The organism is Pseudomonas sp. URMO17WK12:I11, assembly GCF_007677725.1.
Taxonomy (GTDB): domain Bacteria; phylum Pseudomonadota; class Gammaproteobacteria; order Pseudomonadales; family Pseudomonadaceae; genus Aquipseudomonas.
This window is the reverse complement of sequence record NZ_VEDF01000008.1, coordinates 281,584-296,967: the sequence shown is the minus strand read 5'-3', so window position 1 is coordinate 296,967 and position 15,384 is coordinate 281,584. Positions and strand designations below refer to the sequence as shown.

The 15,384-nt window shown below is 62.3% G+C and carries 13 protein-coding genes, 1 rRNA gene and 1 pseudogene; 9 read left to right on the top strand and 6 right to left on the bottom strand.

Annotated elements, in window-relative coordinates; translation table 11 throughout:
* The 3 genes from FS665_RS17165 to FS665_RS17155 all read right to left on the bottom strand — a co-directional run.
* Window positions 1–167 (bottom strand): 16S ribosomal RNA (locus FS665_RS17165); the annotation flags it as partial.
* A gap of 561 nt (window positions 168–728) precedes the next feature.
* Complete coding sequence (locus FS665_RS17160; protein ID WP_145190871.1) at window positions 729–2,222, bottom strand: CoA-acylating methylmalonate-semialdehyde dehydrogenase; 1,494 nt, start codon at window positions 2,220–2,222, stop codon at window positions 729–731.
* A 73-nt stretch (window positions 2,223–2,295) separates the two neighbouring features.
* Window positions 2,296–3,642 carry an aspartate aminotransferase family protein gene (locus tag FS665_RS17155; RefSeq protein WP_145190868.1) on the bottom strand — a complete coding sequence of 449 codons (1,347 nt, stop codon included), beginning with the start codon at window positions 3,640–3,642 and terminating at the stop codon, window positions 2,296–2,298.
* Between the two features lie 118 nt (window positions 3,643–3,760).
* Between FS665_RS17155 and FS665_RS17150 the strand changes: the two genes are divergently transcribed.
* The 5 genes from FS665_RS17150 to FS665_RS17130 all read left to right on the top strand — a co-directional run bounded on the left by FS665_RS17150 (window position 3,761) and on the right by FS665_RS17130 (window position 8,114).
* A complete protein-coding gene (locus FS665_RS17150; protein WP_145190865.1) occupies window positions 3,761–4,678 on the top strand; it encodes a LysR family transcriptional regulator in 918 nt (305 codons plus the stop codon).
* A gap of 90 nt (window positions 4,679–4,768) precedes the next feature.
* Window positions 4,769–5,431: a TetR/AcrR family transcriptional regulator gene (locus FS665_RS17145; protein WP_145190862.1), complete on the top strand. Its 663-nt coding sequence runs from the start codon at window positions 4,769–4,771 to the stop codon at window positions 5,429–5,431.
* Window positions 5,432–5,451: 20 nt separating this feature from the next.
* On the top strand, window positions 5,452–6,036 hold the full coding sequence (locus FS665_RS17140) for a YigZ family protein (protein ID WP_145190860.1): 585 nt from the start codon (window positions 5,452–5,454) through the stop codon (window positions 6,034–6,036).
* A 361-nt stretch (window positions 6,037–6,397) separates the two neighbouring features.
* On the top strand, window positions 6,398–7,084 hold the full coding sequence (locus FS665_RS17135) for an SDR family oxidoreductase (RefSeq protein WP_145190857.1): 687 nt from the start codon (window positions 6,398–6,400) through the stop codon (window positions 7,082–7,084).
* 82 nt (window positions 7,085–7,166) lie between these two features.
* Window positions 7,167–8,114 (top strand): adenosine deaminase, encoded by a 948-nt coding sequence (locus FS665_RS17130; protein ID WP_145190854.1) that lies wholly within the window; start codon window positions 7,167–7,169, stop codon window positions 8,112–8,114.
* A gap of 17 nt (window positions 8,115–8,131) precedes the next feature.
* On the opposite strand, the gene FS665_RS17125 is transcribed toward FS665_RS17130, so the two are convergent.
* The 3 genes from FS665_RS17125 to FS665_RS17115 form a co-directional block, all read right to left on the bottom strand.
* A complete protein-coding gene (locus tag FS665_RS17125) occupies window positions 8,132–8,839 on the bottom strand; it encodes a helix-turn-helix transcriptional regulator (RefSeq protein ID WP_145190851.1) in 708 nt (235 codons plus the stop codon).
* Between the two features lie 338 nt (window positions 8,840–9,177).
* Entirely contained in the window at window positions 9,178–10,356 is a 1,179-nt protein-coding gene (locus tag FS665_RS17120; RefSeq protein WP_145190848.1) for a multidrug effflux MFS transporter, read from the bottom strand.
* A gap of 104 nt (window positions 10,357–10,460) precedes the next feature.
* On the bottom strand, window positions 10,461–10,658 hold the full coding sequence (locus FS665_RS17115) for a heavy-metal-associated domain-containing protein (RefSeq protein ID WP_145190846.1): 198 nt from the start codon (window positions 10,656–10,658) through the stop codon (window positions 10,461–10,463).
* Between the two features lie 145 nt (window positions 10,659–10,803).
* Here FS665_RS17115 and FS665_RS17110 point away from each other — a divergent pair, with 145 nt between their 5' ends.
* The 4 genes and pseudogenes from FS665_RS17110 to FS665_RS23970 form a co-directional block, all read left to right on the top strand.
* The gene (locus FS665_RS17110) at window positions 10,804–11,190 is read left to right on the top strand and encodes a hypothetical protein (protein WP_145190844.1); all 387 of its coding nucleotides are present in this window, start codon (window positions 10,804–10,806) and stop codon (window positions 11,188–11,190) included.
* A 52-nt stretch (window positions 11,191–11,242) separates the two neighbouring features.
* A complete protein-coding gene (locus FS665_RS17105; protein WP_145190843.1) occupies window positions 11,243–13,642 on the top strand; it encodes a heavy metal translocating P-type ATPase in 2,400 nt (799 codons plus the stop codon).
* Window positions 13,639–14,049, top strand: coding sequence for a Cu(I)-responsive transcriptional regulator (cueR, locus tag FS665_RS17100; RefSeq protein WP_145190840.1), 411 nt, complete (start codon window positions 13,639–13,641; stop codon window positions 14,047–14,049). Before FS665_RS17105 ends, cueR begins: the two co-directional genes overlap by 4 nt.
* A gap of 121 nt (window positions 14,050–14,170) precedes the next feature.
* Window positions 14,171–15,316: pseudogene (locus FS665_RS23970) on the top strand (cache domain-containing protein); the annotation flags it as partial.
* Window positions 15,317–15,384 lie beyond the last annotated feature (68 nt).

The following is a 15,384-nucleotide window of genomic DNA, read 5'->3' as shown; positions in this document are numbered from 1 at the left end:
ATTAGCGTTCCTTTCGAAACGTTGTCCCCCACTACCAGGCAGATTCCTAGGCATTACTCACCCGTCCGCCGCTGAATCCAGGAGCAAGCTCCTGTCATCCGCTCGACTTGCATGTGTTAGGCCTGCCGCCAGCGTTCAATCTGAGCCATGATCAAACTCTTCAGTTCAATACTGCTTGGGTTTTTAAGAAACCCTAAACTTGGCTCAGCAATCTCAAATGACTATGTGATTTCTCGCATGGCCACTTGTGATGCTGATAATCTTTGTGACTATCAGTCCGTACTCACAAGCACCCACACGAATTGCTTGATTCGATTTGTTAAAGAGCGTTTGGCTAAGAGCGTTTCGTCTCAACCGAGGCGCGCATTCTACGCTTTCCTCATTTGCTGTCAAGCGTTTATTTTGAAGTTTTTTGCGAGAAACTCGTTTAGCTTCAAACACTTGACTCGCTGCGATCTCTCGTAGCGGGAGGCGAATAATACAGCGTTTAAAACCGCTGTCAACCATTCATCTCAACCGCTGCCGATCTGACGATCGAAGCGCTCCCAGCACCGCCTGAACAATCTAACTCGTTGAATCTCAAGGAGTTTCTCGTTCCGTTGTCGCTGGAAGTGGGGCGCATTATAAGGGGATTCGAGAGGGCGTCAACCGTTAATTTGATTAAATGCAGATATCGCTGAAAAACAAAGCGGGGAGGCCACTCGGCCTCCCCGCTTCACTTCAACCCGTCAAAGGCTTGGGAAGGCAAACTGTGACGCTTCGTGGCTGGCGCGTTGCGGCCAGCGCTGAGTGATCGCCTTGCGGCGCGTATAGAAACGCACACCGTCCGGTCCGTAGGCATGCAGATCGCCAAACAGCGAGCGCTTCCAGCCGCCGAAGCTGTGGTAGGCCACCGGCACCGGCAATGGCACGTTGACCCCGACCATGCCGACTTCGATCTCATCGCAGAACAGCCGCGCCGCTTCACCGTCCCGGGTAAAGATGCAGGTACCGTTGCCGTACTCATGCTCGTTGATCAGCTGCATGGCCTGCTCCAGGCTGTTCACGCGCACCACGCACAGCACTGGGCCAAAAATCTCTTCTTTATAGATGCGCATCTCTGGGGTGACCTTGTCGAACAAGGTACCGCCGACGAAGTAGCCATCCTCGTTACCCGCCACACGCAGGCCACGACCGTCGACCACCAGCCTGGCACCCGCCGCCACGCCTTCGTCGATGTAGCCCACCACCTTGTCCCGCGCAGCGGCGGTCACCAATGGCCCCATGTCCAGTCCGCACGAGGTACCGGCGCCGATCTTCAGGGCCTTGATCTGCGGCTCCAGCTTGGCGATCAGGGCATCGGCCACCTGGTCACCCACACACACGGCGACCGAAATTGCCATGCAGCGCTCGCCGCAAGAACCATAAGCGGCGCCCATCAGTGCGCTGACAGCGTTGTCCAGATCGGCGTCGGGCATCAGTACCGCGTGGTTCTTGGCCCCACCCAGCGCTTGCACGCGCTTGCCGCGCTTGGTGCCCTCGGCATAGATGTACTCGGCGATCGGCGTCGAACCGACGAAGCTCAGCGCCTTGACCTCCGGCGCCTCGATCAGTGCATCGACCGCTTCCTTGTCGCCGTGCACCACATTGAGGATGCCTTTTGGCAAACCCGCCTCCAGCAACAGCTGGGCAATGAACAAGGTCGAGCTGGGGTCACGCTCGGAAGGCTTGAGGATGAAGGCATTGCCACATGCGATCGCCAGCGGGTACATCCACAGCGGCACCATGGCCGGGAAATTGAACGGCGTGATGCCGGCTACCACACCCAGTGGCTGAAAATCCGACCAGGCATCGATGTTCGGGCCGACGTTGCGGCTGTATTCACCCTTGAGCACTTCAGGCGCTGCGCAGGCGAACTCGACGTTCTCGATGCCGCGCTTGAGTTCGCCCGCGGCGTCTTCCAAGGTCTTGCCGTGCTCTTCGCTGATCATTTGCGAAATGCGTGCTTCGTTTTGCTCCAGCAATTGCTTGAAGCGGAACATCACCTGGGCGCGCTTGGCCGGTGGGGTGTTGCGCCAAGCCGGGAATGCCGCCTTGGCCGAATCGATCGCCGCTTGCACGGTCGCGCGACTGGCCAGTTCGACCTTGCGCACCGCTTGCCCGGTGGACGGATTGAAGACATCGGCGGTGCGCTCACCGTTGCTGACCAGTTCGCCGTGAATCAGGTGCTGAACAATGCTCATGCAGTACTCCAGATAAAGAAGGTCGAAGCTGGCGCGTGATCAAGGCCCTGCACCAGCCAACGAAAACCAAACGTCAGTCGATTTTATGCAGCGCTTCGCCAACTGCGTCGAACAGGCGGTCCAGCTCGTGCGGCTGGGTATTGAAGGTCGGGCCAAACTGCAGGGTGTCACCGCCGAACCGCACATAGAAGCCGGCTTGCCACAGCTTCATCGCCGCTTCATAGGGGCGTACGATCGCATCGCCATCGCGCGCGGCGATCTGGATCGCGCCGGCCAGGCCGTAGTTGCGGATATCGACGACGTTCTTGGTGCCCTTGACGCCATGCAGCAGCTGCTCGAAGTGCGGCGCAAGTTCGGCAGCCGACTGCACCAGGTTTTCCCGTTGCAGCAGGTCGAGCGCAGCGATACCGGCCGCGCACGCCACAGGGTGGGCCGAATAGGTATAGCCATGGGGGAATTCCACGGCGTAGTCCGGCGTCGGCTGGTTCATGAAGGTGTGGTAGATCTCGCTCGAGGCGATCACCGCGCCCATCGGGATGGCGCCGTTGGTAACCTGTTTGGCGATGCACATCAAGTCAGGCGTCACAGCGAACGCCTCGGCGCCAGTCATTGCCCCCATGCGACCGAAGCCGGTGATGACCTCATCGAAGATCAGCAGAATATTGTGCTGGGTGCAGATCTCGCGCAGGCGCTTGAGGTAGCCCTTCGGCGGCGGCAAGACACCTGCCGAGCCCGCCAGAGGCTCGACGATGACCGCAGCGATGTTCGATGCGTCGTGCAGCTCGATCAGCTTGAGCATCTCATCGGCCAAGGCGATGCCACCCTCCTCCGGCAAGCCCTTGGAGAACGCGTTCCCCGGCAGCACGGTGTGTGGAAGGTGATCGACGTCCAGCAACTGCCCGAACATCTTGCGGTTACCATTGACGCCCCCCAGGCTGGTGCCGGCGATGTTCACCCCGTGGTAACCCCGGGCACGGCCGATGATCTTGGTTTTGCTGGCCTGGCCCTTCAGGCGCCAGTAGGCGCGTACCATCTTCAGCGCGGTGTCGCAGCACTCGGAGCCGGAGTTGGTATAGAACACGTGATTGAGGTCGCCCGGGGTGAGCTCGGCGATCTTCTCGGCCAGTTGGAACGACAGCGGGTGGCCAAACTGGAAGGCTGGCGAGTAATCCAGCGTACCGAGCTGACGGGTCACTGCGTCGGTGATCTCCTTGCGCGTATGCCCAGCGCCACAGGTCCACAGGCCCGAGAGGGCGTCGAAGATCCTGCGCCCCTTGTCGTCGACCAGGTGGTTGCCATCAGCAGCCACGATCAACCGCGGATCGCGCTGGAAGTTACGGTTGGCGGTGTAAGGCATCCAGTGGGCATCCAGCTTGAGCTGGCTGGCGATACCGGGGTGAGCGGTTTCGGGCATGTTCATCGGCGGTTCCTCGGCATACGAATAGGCAACGATGGATGTTGTTGCAGCTAAATTCGCACGGGGATAAAGTCTGAAAAAGCCTGCATTTGTAATCTTCAGTTAGCCCAAGACTAAACTAATGAGCCGACGCCCCGATCCTCTCGCGCAAGTCAGCGACTTCGACATCCGCCTGCTGAAAATCTACCGCAGCGTGGTCGAGTGCGGCGGTTTTTCCGCTGCCGAAAATGTGCTGGGTATCGGCCGCTCGGCGATCAGCCAGCAGATGAACGACCTTGAGCAGCGCCTGGGCCTGCGGCTGTGCCAACGGGGCCGCGCCGGCTTTTCACTGACCGAAGAAGGTCGCGAGGTCTATCAGTCGGCGCTGCAATTGCTGAGCGCACTGGAAACCTTCCGCACCGAAGTCAACGGCCTGCATCAGCACCTGCGCGGCGAGCTGAACATCGGCTTGACCGACAACCTGGTGACCCTGCCGCACATGCGCATTACCCATGCGCTGGCCGAGCTCAAGGATCGCGGTCCTGAGGTGCGCATCCAGATCCGCATGATCGCCCCGAGCCAAGTAGAACAAGGCGTGCTCGACGGCAGCCTGCACGTCGGCGTGGTGCCGCAGACCAGCCCGCTGTCGGGCCTCGATTACCAACCGCTGTACAGCGAACGTTCACTGCTTTATTGCGCTGTCGGCCACCCACTGTTCTACGCCGACGACCAGCAGATCGACGACGCGCGGCTCAACAGCCAAGAGGCGATTGCGCCGACGTTTCGCTTGCCCGCCGAGGTCCAGGCGCACTACCAGGCGCTCAACTGCACGGCCAGCGCCTCGGACCGCGAAGGCATGGCCTTCCTGATTCTCACTGGCCGCTACATCGGCTACCTGCCTGACCACTACGCCAGTTTCTGGGTTCAGCAAGGGCGCCTGCGTGCGCTCAAGTCGGGCCAGCGCTTCTATGACCTCAGCCTGAGCTGGGTCACGCGCAAGGGACGCCGCCCCAACCTGGTCCTGGAAAGCTTCCTCGACAGTCTGGCTGCGACACGCTGATGCCTGCCACTGACGCTAACGCTTGTCACTTGAGCACAGGCAGGTAATCTTGTCCGACATCCGTTGCCACAGACCTGTACGGAATCGTCCATGACCCTTGAAGTCCCTGCGCATCGCCTCGCCGCCTCGGGCAAGCCTGCCGGCCGCATCCGCCAGAAAAACGAACAAGCCATCATCCAGGCCGCCGAAGACGAATTCGCCCGTCACGGGTTCAAAGGCACCAGCATGAACACCATCGCGCTGAAAGCCGGCCTGCCCAAAGCCAACCTGCATTACTACTTCACCAACAAGCTCGGCCTGTACATCGCCGTGCTCAGCAACATCATCGAGCTGTGGGACAGTACCTTCAACGCGCTTAGCGTGGAGGATGACCCTGGCCAGGCGCTGAGCCATTACATCCGCACCAAGATGGAATTCTCCCGGCGTAACCCGCAGGCTTCGCGCATCTTCGCGATGGAAGTGATCAGCGGTGGCAATTGCCTGACCGAGTATTTCAGTGCTGACTACCGTGAGTGGTTCCGTGGCCGCGCTGCGGTCTTCCAGGCCTGGATCGAAGCCGGCAAGATGGATCCGGTCGACCCGGTGCACCTGATCTTCCTGCTGTGGGGCAGCACCCAGCACTATGCCGATTTCGCCACACAAATCTGCCAGGTCACCGGGCGCAATCGCCTGACCAAGCAAGACATGGAAGACGCGAGCAACAACCTTATCCACATCATTCTCAAGGGGTGCGGCATTCAGCCGACTGCCTGACACCACGAGCTGGTCCACCAATGCCTTCTACCCTGCTCGAGCTCTGCGAATTTCGCGAAGAAATCCGCAAGAGCCGTTTCATCACCCTGGCCGGGCCGATCACCAGCGCCGCCGATGCTGCAGCTTTCATCGAGCGCCACAGCGACCCCGGCGCGACACACAATTGCTGGGCCTGGAAGATCGCCGGGCAATACCGCAGCAATGACGACGGCGAACCCGGCGGGACCGCCGGCCGGCCTATTCTCGCCGCCATCGAGGCACAGGACTGCGACCAGGTAGTGGTGCTGGTGATCCGCTGGTACGGCGGGATCCAGCTGGGCACCGGTGGATTGGCGCGCGCCTACGGGGGTGGCGCCAACAAATGCCTGCAGCAGGCAGGCAAACGGCTGCTGGTGCAACGCGACGACTACACCTGCAGTTGCACCTTCGCCGAGTTGGCCCTCGTCAAATTGCGTCTGGCCGAGGCCGAAGGCCTGGTACTGGCCGAACAGTTCACCGCCAATGGCGTCGACCTGCAGATCGCCGTGGGTGCTGACCACGTTGCTCTCCTGCGCCAGCAGCTGGCTGATCTGAGCCGCGGCCGAATCCGCTTGCAGGCGCAGTGAATCTGCCCACAACTGCTGTGGGCCTGGCTGTGGATAAGCTTGGGGCACTCTGCTCCAAGCCACGCCAGGTAAGCGCTGCAGCCCTCTGATCATAATTTGATCAGCATCTGATGACAGCCCTAACCGCCTGACACTCATCGAGTTATCCCCAACAGGAATCACCTGGCTTTCCCACCCTGGCAGGCCGTTGCGCACATTTACTGTGGACGAGCCTGTGGATAACCCGTTAGCCAACCGGCCAGCCCCGCGATGGTTAACGGTTACAGAGTGCTGATCATTTTTTGTTCAATCGATTTCAAGCGCGGGGGACAGGCCTGACGTATGCTGAGCGCTTCCAACGCAACCGACAAAGGAGCCCTTCATGGTCAACACTAAGACTGCCCTCATCATCGGCGCATCCCGCGGCCTTGGGCTGGGGCTGGTGCAGCGCCTGCACGAAGACGGCTGGGCCATCACCGCTACGGTGCGCAACCCCCAGCGTCCTGGGGCGCTCGCCGAGGTACCGGGGGTGCGCATCGAGCAACTGGAGATGAACGACACCGCGCAGCTCGACGGCCTGCAGCAGCGTCTGCAAGACCAGGTGTTCGACCTGGTGTTCGTCAATGCCGGCGTCATGGGGCCATTGCCGCAAGAGCTGGAAACGGTACAGACCCAGGCGATCGGCGAGCTGTTCATGACCAACGCCGTGGCCCCCATTCGTGTTGCCCGCCGTCTGGCCGGCAACCTGCGTGAAGGCAGCGGTGTATTGGCGTTCATGAGCTCGATACTGGGCAGCGTGAGCATCCCCGATGGCGGTGAGATTTGCCTGTACAAGGCCAGCAAGGCTGCCCTGAATTCAATGATCAACAGCTTCGTGGTCGAGTTGCAGCGGCCTGACCTGTGCGTGCTGGCCATGCACCCCGGTTGGGTCAAGACCGACATGGGCGGCGAAAATGCCGAAATCGACGTGCTCACCAGCACCCGCGGCATGCTCGAGCAGATCAAGGCCCAGAGCGGCAATGGCGGCCTGCGCTTCATCAATTACAAGGGTGAATCGTTGACCTGGTGATCAGAAACGCGACAGGCCGGGCGCAATGCCCGGCTCAGCCCTGTAGAATGCTGGCAACCGTTCCTGATTCGAGATCTACCCTATGTACGACTGGCTCAATGCCCTGCCCAAGGCTGAACTGCACCTGCACCTTGAGGGTTCGCTGGAGCCCGAACTGTTGTTCGCCCTGGCCGAGCGCAACAAGATCGCCCTGCCCTGGAACGATGTCGAGACCCTGCGCAGCGCCTACGCCTTCAACAACCTGCAGGAATTTCTCGACCTGTATTACCAGGGTGCCGATGTACTGCGCACCGAGCAGGATTTCTACGACCTGACCTGGGCCTACCTGCAGCGCTGCAAGGCGCAGAACGTTATCCACACCGAGCCCTTTTTCGACCCGCAGACCCACACAGACCGCGGTATCCCCTTCGAAGTGGTGCTCAACGGCATCAATCAGGCCTTGAAGGATGGTCGCGACCAGCTCGGCATCAGCAGCGGCCTGATCCTGAGCTTCCTGCGCCACCTCAGCGAGGACGAAGCGCACAAGACCCTCGACCAAGCGCTGCCGTACCGCGACGCTTTCATTGCCGTGGGCCTGGACAGCTCGGAAATGGGCCATCCGCCGAGCAAGTTCCAGCGCGTGTTCGACCGTGCCCGCAGCGAAGGTTTCGTCGCTGTCGCCCATGCCGGTGAAGAAGGCCCGCCCGAGTACATCTGGGAAGCATTGGACCTGCTGCAGATCAAGCGCATCGACCATGGTGTGCGCGCCATCGAAGACGAGCGCCTGATGCAGCGGATCATCGACGAACAGATCCCGCTCACGGTGTGCCCGTTGTCCAACACCAAGCTGTGCGTGTTCGACCACATGAGCCAGCACAACATTCTCGACATGCTCGAGCGCGGCGTGAAGGTTACGGTCAACTCTGACGACCCAGCCTACTTCGGCGGCTACGTCACCGAGAACTTCCACGCCTTGCACACCCACCTGGGCATGAGCGAAGACCAGGCTCGCCGGCTGGCGCAGAACAGCCTGGACGCCCGCCTGGTGTAACCCTCGCGACGTTGCAGCTAGCCCATCTGCAACGTCGTCACCCGGCCGATGCCGTTGATCCGCTGTACGCCGTCGGCGGAAATCTGCAGCACCCGGCTGCCGTCCTGCTCGCGGATCCAGCCCGATTGCAGAAACAGCGTGAGCAGGGCCTTACCCAAGCTGCCGCCCAGGTGAGGGCCTTGGTCGCTCCACTCATTGCAGTGGCAGATGGTGCAGACGTGGCGATGTCGCGAGGCCAGGGCGTCGATGTACACGCCAATGGCCGCAAGCTGCTTGCGCCCCTCGTCGCTGACCACCAGCCCGCCTTCGCCGCCATCGAGCCACCCCGCCACGACCAACCGGTGATACAGCTCACCTGCCAGCTCACCGCCAAGGTGATCGCCACAGCGGCGTGCCCTGCGCATCGACATCGGCAGCTGCAGGGCGTCGCCGCCTGGGCGCTTGTCCGTGGCCAGCAGGACGCTGGCCAGCGCTTCCACGGCAACGCCCACTTGCGGGGTGGCCAAGCGGAAGTAACGTTTGCGGCCACGCGCCTCGAGCCTGAGCAGGCCCGCCGAAGACAGCAGCGAAAGATGGGCGCAGGCCGAGGAAGACGTCAGCCCTGTCATCATCGCCAGTTCATCGGTGGGTCGCGGCGTGCCGTCGATCAACGCCCACAACATTGCGCTGCGCTTGGGGTCGGCCATCAGGCCGGCAATCTGACTGATACTGCTGGCTGCATTCATGTCCCTGTGTTTCTCCGCATGATCACGTCTGGTTTTCCGAGGACTGCCTTGGCAATGCTGTTCGCCCCCAGGCTCAGCGCCCAGGCCAGTATAAGCCGCTGCAATGCACTGCTCAGGCGGGCTGAACAGCTCAACGGGCGTGGGTAGGCCGACCCTCGATGCCAGCGAGCCTACCCAGGAAGGAGGCTCGCCACCGACAGATAAAGGCAAACAAAGGACATGAGGAACAATCGCCCGGAGTAAGCAGCGACTCTGCTGACAGTGCAGTTCCTCAAGTAGCGCAAATCAAAGCGAAGCTTCCACCGCGATCCTAGGACAGTGCGCCACCGCGCGGCCGATCAGCCGCGCGCGGCCTGCAAGCGCCGGGTCAGCAAGGCGACACTGACCACCAACGCCCCGCACACACTCAACACCAGCGCCATCGGCACGGCGCTGCCGTCATGCAGCACGCCAACCAACGCCGCGGCTGCAGCGGCGACGCTAAATTGCAAGCTGCCCATCAACGCCGAGGCGCTGCCCGCGCGTGCCCCCTGCCCGTTCATGGCGCACGCCGCCGCATTGGGGATGATGCAACCCAAGCTGGCAAGACAGACGAACAACGGAATCAGCAACGGCCATAGCTGGGTCGGACGCAATGCCGCCACGGCCAGTAGCACAAGTCCTGCGAGCAGATAGACCCAGACTGCACGCACCAGCAGGAACGCAGGCCCGCGCTTGGCCAGCAGTCGCGCATTGACCTGCGCCACAAGGATGAAGCCCGCCGCATTGGTGCCGAACAACCAGCCATAGTGTTCGGCGGGAACGCCGTAGAGCTTGATGAACACGAACGGCGAACCGGCGATATAGGCAAACATGCCGGCAATGGCGATGCCGCCGGTCAAGGCATGACCGAGATACACCCGATCGGCAGCCAGGCGCAGGTACTGGCGCAAAGCACCTGAAAGCGGCTGGCGCGGCACGTGGGCAGGGAGGCTTTCCGGCAAGCCCAGGCCGATGGCCAGCAGCGCGCCGGCGCTGAACAGGCTCAAGACCAGGAAGATCGACTGCCAACCGGCCACGTTGATCAACATACCGCCAAGCAACGGCGCCAGAATCGGCGCCAGGCCCATCACCAGCATCAGTTGTGAAAACACCTTGGCCGAGGCCACCGGGTCGCATTTGTCGCTGACGATGGCGCGCGCCAGCACCATGCCTGCGCAACCACCCAAGGCCTGGATGAAGCGCCCGACGATCAAGCTGTCGAGATTTGGCGCGAAGGCGCAGCCCAGCGATGCCAGGGCGAACAGCGCCACGCCAAACAACAGCGGCTTGCGCCGGCCAAATCGATCAGCCACCGGACCATAGGCCAACTGGCCGATCGACAGGCCCAGGAAATAGGCAGCCAAGGTGGTTTGTACATGTTTTTCATCGGTAGCGAACGCTTGTGCCATGGCCGGGAACGCCGGCAGGTAAAAGTCGATCGCCAAGGGTCCGAACGCGGTCAACGCGCCCAGAATCAGCACCATTCGCAGGTTCATAAAAATCCATAGCAGGCTAAGCAAGCCGCTAAGTCTACCTGCTGTGCACGCCCCTGCATGAAAACATTCGTAACAATAACGCGCCGATGATCGCTCGCTGCGGCTCAGGCAAGCTGGGCCGCATAGCCCTCTTCTTCAATTGCCGTGATGATCTGCGGCGCGGGCAAGCCACTGTCGACCCGCACCTGATTGGCCGCGAGGTCGACTTCCACTCGGGCGTTGCCATCCTGCGCGTGGACTGCCTGGGTCACGGCCTTGACGCAGTGGCCGCAAGTCATGCCTTGAACATTGAATACGTACATGCTGATCGTCTCCATCGAAGTTTCACCCAGTCTCAACCTTGCCATTACGGCAAGGTCAAGTTCTGAACGCAACGGCCGGGGTGGAAATCCGTGAAGACCTCGGCCAAGCTGCGCCTTTGACGTTTTGCCAAGCAGGAGACTCTTCATGTTCAGGACAGCAGCGGGCCTCGTGGGGCTGTTGGGCGCATTGGCCTTGGCGCCACCGGTCAGCGCCGAGGGTAACGAGGGCTACGGTGTGCTGATCATTTCTCGGGAACGCCTGGAGGTGGCGACCAGCTGTGAGATCGGCGTTTACCTCAACGATCAACTCTCCGGGCGCCTGTTTCAGGAGCAAGCAACCTCGTTCAACCTGCCGCCAGGCCCGGTCGATGTGCGCCTGCGCTTGCTGCCAGGCCAGATGCCCGGCTGCGCACCCGGTATCGAAGACCAACGCAGCACCCGCCTGACCTTGCAGGCCGGGCAGATCAGCAAGTACCGCATCGCCATGGGTCACCAGGGGCTGGAGTTGAGGCGAGCAAGCCTGGGCTATTGACCTTACCCAGGTGGCAAGGTTGATGCTTGACGCCTAGCCAAGGAGCGAAGCCATGCCTGCATCCACAACCTTCGATCTGCCGATCAGCGGCATGACCTGCGCCAGTTGTGCTGGACGCGTCGAACGCGCCCTGCGCAAGGTCGACGGCGCCGAGCAAGTCAGCGTCAATCTGGCCAATGAACACGCCAGGCTGCAAGCGCCGGCAGGCAGTCTGCCGGCCTTGCTCGCTGCGGTTCGCAAGGCAGGCTATGGCGTGGCGACGCGCAGCGTCGAGCTGCAGATTGCCGGCATGACCTGCGCCAGCTGCGTGGGCCGTGTCGAACGCGCTCTGAGCAAGTTGCCTGGCGTCGAGCAGGTCAGCGTCAACCTGGCCAGCGAACGCGCCCATCTTGAGGTTGTGCAGACACTTGCCGATGCGCAGATGATCGACGCCGTCGCCAAGGCCGGCTACAGCGCTAGCCCCGTACAGCCGTTCAACGCCAACCAGCGTGGTGCACGCCGCCAGCTGCGCAACGAGCGGCTGGCGCTCGCCGGCGCCCTGTTGCTGGCGCTGCCATTGCTGCTGCCCATGCTGCTGCAACCACTGGGTGTGCACTGGATGCTCCCAGCCTGGGTGCAATTCAGCCTCGCCACCCCCGTGCAGTTCATCCTCGGCGCGCGCTTTTACAAAGCCGCGTACAAAGCGCTGCGCGCGGGCGCCGGGAACATGGACCTGCTGGTCGCCCTGGGTACCAGCGCCGGCTACGGCTTGAGCCTGTACCAGTGGGCGATGGCTCCGGCGGGCAGTACGCCACACCTGTATTTCGAAGCCTCGGCCGTGGTCATCGCCCTGGTACTGCTGGGCAAGTACCTGGAAAGCCGCGCCAAGCGCCAGACCGCCAGCGCCATTCGCGCGCTCGAAGCCCTGCGTCCGCAACGCGCCGTGCGTGTGGTCGATGGCCACGAACAGAACGTGGCGATCGAACAGCTGCGCGTGGGCGACCTGGTGCTGGTCAAGCCCGGCGAACGCTTCCCGGTCGATGGCCAGGTCGAGCAGGGTCACAGCCATGCCGACGAGGCCCTGATCAGCGGTGAAAGCCTGCCGGTCGCCAAGCACCCCGGCGCTGCCGTGACCGGCGGTGCCATCAACGGCGAAGGGCAATTGCTGGTGCGCACCCAGGCCCTGGGCACCGAGACGGTACTGGCGCAGATCATCCGCCTGGTCGAGGACGCACAAGCGGCCAAGGCGCCGATTCAGAAGCTGGTCGACCGAGTCAGCCAGGTATTCGTTCCGGCCGTGCTGGTGTTGGCCGCCTTCACCCTGGTCGGTTGGCTGCTGGCAGGCGCCACCGCACAGACGGCGCTGATCAACGCCGTGGCGGTGCTGGTCATCGCCTGCCCTTGTGCACTGGGCCTGGCAACACCAGCGGCGATCATGGCCGGTACCGGCGTCGCCGCCCGCCACGGCATTCTGATCAAGGATGCCGAAGCACTGGAGCGCGCCCATGCGGTCAGCCATGTGGTGTTCGACAAGACCGGCACGCTCACCTCCGGCAGTCCACGGATCGTCCATAGCCAGGCCGTCGACGGCAATGCTGGCGAACTGCATCGGCTGGCCGGCGCCCTGCAGCGCGGTAGCGAGCATCCCCTGGCCACGGCGGTACTGGCCAGCTGCGCCGAGCAAGGCCTGACAGTCCCTCCAGTGGCTGACAGCCAGACGCTCGCCGGTCGCGGCATCAGCGGTCAAGTCGAAGGGCGGTGCTTGGCCCTGGGCAATCGGCGCCTGCTCGAAGAGCACCATGTGCCGCCGGGTCGATTGGCAGAACAGGGGGCCACCTGGGAAGCCGAAGGCCGCACCCTGTCGTGGCTGATCGAGCTTGGCAGCAGCCCCCGCGTGCTGGGTCTGTTCGCCTTTGGCGATACCCTCAAGCCCGGCGCCGAGCAGGCGATCGCCGCGCTGCGTGCGCGCGGCATCAGCAGCCATCTGTTGACCGGTGACAACCGCGGCAGTGCGCAGGTGGTGGCCGCTGCGTTGGGCATCGACGACGTGCAGGCCGAAGTGCTGCCGGCCGACAAGGCCGCCAGCGTGGCCGTACTCAAGCGACAAGGTGTGGTGGCGATGGTCGGCGATGGCATCAATGATGCGCCGGCCCTGGCTGCCGCCGATGTCGGCATTGCCATGGGCGCGGGTACCGACGTCGCCATGCATGCTGCCGGCATCACCCTCATGCGCGGCGATCCGGAGCTGGTGCCCGCCGCGTTGCAGATCAGCCGCAAGACCTATGCGAAGATTCGCCAGAACCTGTTCTGGGCCTTCATCTACAACATGATCGGCATTCCCTTGGCCGCGCTGGGCTACCTCAATCCGGTGCTGGCTGGCGCCGCCATGGCGTTGTCGAGCGTCAGCGTGGTCAGCAATGCCCTGTGGCTGAAAACCTGGAAACCCACATCCCTTACCCAGGAGCCACGATGAACATTGGCCAAGCCGCCCGCCGCAGCGGGCTGAGCAGCAAGATGATCCGCTACTACGAAGCCATCGGCCTGCTGCAACCGGCCACCCGCAGCGACAGCGGCTATCGGACGTACCAGACCGAGGACTTGCACCGCCTGGCATTTATCAAGCGTTCCCGTGACCTGGGGTTTTCCCTGGAAGAAGTGGGCAAGCTGCTGACCCTGTGGCAAGACCGCGAACGTGCCAGTGCCGATGTCAAGGCGCTGGCCATGCAGCACATCGACGAACTGAACAAGCGCATCCATGAACTGATCAGCCTGCGCGACACCCTCGGCGAACTGGTTGCCCATTGCCAAGGCGACGACCGTCCGGACTGCCCGATCCTCAAGGACCTGGCCAACGGCAGCGGCTGCTGCGATCAAGGCTGATGCGCTAAAAAGGGCCGCGCTGGCCGCTCTTGGTATGCCATATTAGCCTGCAACCGACCGATTAGTCGCCAAATACGACTTCGCCTAATAAATACGGGGCGTTGGGCTAAAAAAACCCGGCATGCAGCCGATGCAGTCGTTACCTGCCTCGCCTGCAAAAAAAATAATTCCGGGAGTGTCGATGAACATCAAACAAAAACTGACCTGGGCGTTCGCGATCATCGCGGGCTTGCCCATCGTCCTCGTGGCCACTTTGGTGGTGATCAACCTGCGCGGTGAAGCCCGCGATGGTTTCCTCGACAGCAGCAACCGGGAAATCCGTCAGGTCAGCAACGCGATGAACATCTTCTTCCAGGGCATCGACCAGAACGTCGCCTACCTGGCGTCGCAACCCCTGGTCGCGGCCACCGGCAACAACTTGAACAAGTTCATCAGCGCCAACCCTTCCGTCGAGTTGGGCGAGCATGACAAGCAGCTGCTGGACTTCTTCACCCGCCTGGCCGAGGCCCATCCCAGCTATGCCTATCTGTCGTACGGGGTCAGCGACGGCGGCTACGTCGGTTGGCCGGCCGGGCAGAAGTTCAGCAACTACGACCCGCGTTCGCGTCCCTGGTACCAGCAAGCCATGGCCAATCCCGGCAAAACCCTGCGCACCGGGGCCTACTACTGGGCTACTGACGATGCGGTACTGATCAGCACCGTGCGGACCGTGGCCAACCAACTGGGCAACCCAGGCGGCGTGGTCAACATCGACGTGTCGCTAAAAAGCCTCACCGAGATCGTCAAGCAGATCAAGCTGGGTGAAAGCGGCTACCTGATGCTGGTGGAAAAGAACGGCAACGTGCTGGTCGACCCGCGCGACGCCGGACACAACTTCAAGCAACTGGCCAGCTTCGGTGATGGCTACGCCGAGCTTGCCAAGGCCGGTCAAGGGCTGGTCGAAGTGCAGATCGACGGCGAACGCTACATGGCCAACGTCTACCCTGACGAAAAGCTCGGCTGGACCTTCATCGGCCTGATCCAGCAAGGCGAAGTGATGCAGACCACCACCCGCCTGACCTGGCTCATCGGCACGGTCGCGCTGGTCCTGGCCGCGCTATTCGCCCTGGTCGGTACCGCATTCGCCAAACTCATCGTGCGCCCCATCAACAGCGTCACCAGCGGCCTGGAAGACATCGCCCAAGGCGAAGGCGACCTCACCCGCAACCTGGACGTGCGCGGCCGCGATGAAACCGCGCAACTGGCCAGCTGGTTCAACCAGTTCCTCGGCGCCATCCGCAGCCTGATCCAGCACATTGGCTCGGCCGCAGGCAAGATCCTCAGCACTTCAAGCAG